This is a genomic window from Steroidobacter sp., assembly GCF_016790065.1.
Taxonomy (GTDB): domain Bacteria; phylum Pseudomonadota; class Gammaproteobacteria; order Steroidobacterales; family Steroidobacteraceae; genus Steroidobacter.
Genome location: NZ_JAEUPY010000312.1, coordinates 1 through 2,849 on the forward strand (window position 1 = coordinate 1; position 2,849 = coordinate 2,849).

At 62.2% G+C, this 2,849-nt stretch carries 2 protein-coding genes; both read left to right on the plus strand.

Annotated elements, in window-relative coordinates:
- Positions 1-970: dipeptidase (locus JNL55_RS13200; protein WP_293853626.1), on the plus strand; the 970-nt coding region annotated here is incomplete at its 5' end.
- Positions 971-1,018: 48 nt separating this feature from the next.
- Positions 1,019-2,716, plus strand: coding sequence for a winged helix-turn-helix domain-containing protein (locus tag JNL55_RS13205; protein ID WP_293853628.1), 1,698 nt, complete (start codon positions 1,019-1,021; stop codon positions 2,714-2,716).
- Positions 2,717-2,849 lie beyond the last annotated feature (133 nt).

Below are 2,849 nucleotides of genomic sequence, written 5' to 3' on the forward strand. Positions count from 1 at the left end.
GGAGTCGGCCGTTGTCTGGGACAACGTCTGGCCAGTGGATCTGCCGGGCAACTCCGACGGCGGCAATGGCTGGGTACAGCTGGAACGTTTCGCGAAGGCTGGCGTGAGTGCGATTGGCATCACGCTCGCTGGCGACAATCACAACAGTGCCGAGGCACTCCGCATCACGGCGTGGGCACGACGCGAGCTTCAGGAGCGCTCGTCGCTGCTGCTGGTAGAGAAGGTCGAGGACATCGTGACCGCGAAACGCGACGGCAAACTCGCGGTGGTATTCCAGTTCGAGGGCACACGCTGTTTCGAGCGAGACTTGAATTTGATCGATGTGTTCTACGCGATGGGCGTCCGTCAAACGTTGCTGGCCTTCAACAGTGCCAACTGTACGGGCGGCGGTTGTGCCGAACGAGTTGACGGCGGGCTCACTCCTTACGGCCGCCGCTTCGTGCGTGAAGCCGAGCGAGTGGGCATGCTCGTCGATCTGAGCCATGTCGGCCGTCGAACTTCGCTCGACGCGCTGGCCATCGCGCAAAAACCGATGGTGTTCAGCCACTCCAATGCCAATGCCGTGCACCCGTCGTTCCGTAACATCGACGACGAACAAGCGCGGGCCTGTGCCGCCACCGGCGGATTGGTGGGCATTTCCGGATCGAGCGAATACCTGGGCGATCCGAAGTGCCGCACGCAAGCGCTGTTCCGGCACGTGGATCATTATGTACAGCTGCTCGGGCCGTCGCATGTCGGCCTGGGTTTCGATGTGATCTTCGATGCTGAGCATGTGAATCAGTGGGTTCGGGCGCGGCCCGACGAATGGCCGATGGCGCAAGACCCGGCTTGGCCTGGCTTCAACTACGCGGTTCCCGAGCAAATCGTCGAGCTGATTGGCGTGATGCTCGCAAACGGCTACTCTGAGGGCGCAGTCGAGGACATTCTGGGCCGTAACTACTTGCGCATCTGCTCGCAGGTATGGACATGAAACGCCTTGATTGAGGCGGCATGACGGGACTGCTCGAGGGCAGCAGCGGTGAAAGCGAGACTCGGTGCTTTGATCGTCGATGAGCGCAAGCTGGCGCTCATGCATGGCGCCGCGCGCCTAGAAGTCAGCCGCAAGGCGCTCGAGCTGCTGATCATGCTCGGCCGTGCCGGCAGCAAACCGGTGGGGCGAGACGCGCTGCTCGAAGGCCTGTGGTCCGATCGGGATGTGAGCGACAAAGCGCTGTCCATGCTGGTGGTGGAGTTGCGCCGGGCACTGGCGCCGTTCTTCACCGGCCAGGAAACGATTCATACGGTGCAGGGGTATGGCTACGGACTGTCCGTGCCTTACGAACCCTGCGATTTCCCCGCCGAGCTGGCCAACACCACCATCACTCGCACCGGTATGACCGTTGCCTTGGCGGCGCCGACGTTGTTGTCATCGGGGCCGCGGGCGGCGGAATTCGGCGCATGTTTTCGCGACACGCTGTTAAACGTTCTGGGCAGCGCGCCGCAATTGAAAGTGAGCATTCGTGAAGTGTCGGCCGGCACCGATGCCAACGCTTTCACCTTCGTCATTCAATCTTCTGTTCGCGTAGTACGTCGAGAAGTGTTGCTCAGCGTGCGGTGTGTGGATCCACGTACCCAGGAAATATGCTGGGCCGCTAGCGAACGAGCGGACCTGAACGATGCACTGGAAGCGGAGACGCGACTGTGCGGTCGACTGCAACGTGAGCTGCAATCCATCGAGCCGGGGTATTGGGGCCGTCAGACCTGGAAACATTATCGGCAATCGTCTGGATTCGACGCGTTGCTCGAAGGCCAGCGGTTGGTGGCGGCGCGTGATGCCACGAGTATTCCCGATGCGCGTGAACGATTCCGCCAGGCATTGCAGTTGGATCCGAGCTGCGCGCCGGCGCTGGTCGGCATGGCTCGTTGCGAAATTTTCGATGCCTTTTACAGTGGCGCCGAGTCGGGTCCGGCGGCGGAGCGGGCCACTGCTTACATCGATCGCGCCCTGGTGCTCGACGCAAATCTCGCTGACGCTTACTCCACGCGCGGCATCATTCATCTGGCTCAACTGCGTTTCGATAGCGCCGAACGAGCGTTGCTCGAAGCGGTGCGCCTGGACGATTCCAGTGCGCTGACCTTGCAGTGGTACACCGACTTCCTAGCGTCGCAAGGTCGCTTGCGCGAAGCGGTGCATGTTGGTCATTTGGCTGTGGCGCGAGCGCCGACTTGCGTCGTGGTGAATGCTCAGCTGGGACAACTGTTACACATGGCTGGCCGTTTCGATGAGGCACAGGCGCAGTTGGAGCGGGTGATAGCCATCGATCCGGTGGCGGCGGGCGCGTACAGCATGCTGGGGCTGAACTTCATGGTGAGCGGCAACGCTGCGGCGCTCGACTGCGCTCGACGTGCAGTGGAGCTGGCGCCGGCCACGCCTTTCTATAGAGGCGTGTACGGCAGCGTGCTCGCTGCGTCGGGTGACCGAGATCGCGCTCTACAACAGCTGCATATGTTGGAGGCGAGTGCGAGCCGGTCGGCTGCCTTCGCTGAGGGGGCGATGCTCATCGCCACCTCGCTGGGTCAGACCAAACGTGCCGTCGAGTACTTCCGATTCGCCACTTCGCATGGCGCCGCGTGGGCGCTGTGCACGCCGATGTTGCCGATGCTGGCAGCGTTGCGCGCCGAGCCATCGTTCCAAGCGTTGGTTCGCAGTCGAGGCATGGCTACCGTTCCCGCCTGAACACGCTTACTCCGAACGGATGCGGCTTACGAGCACCGGTGTGATGCTCCCGTCGCATCAACAGAGTTCCGCGACGATTGCTACTCGTCCGCGGGCCGCACGGGGAGAAGCAAATGTCCAAGGTATTGCTGCA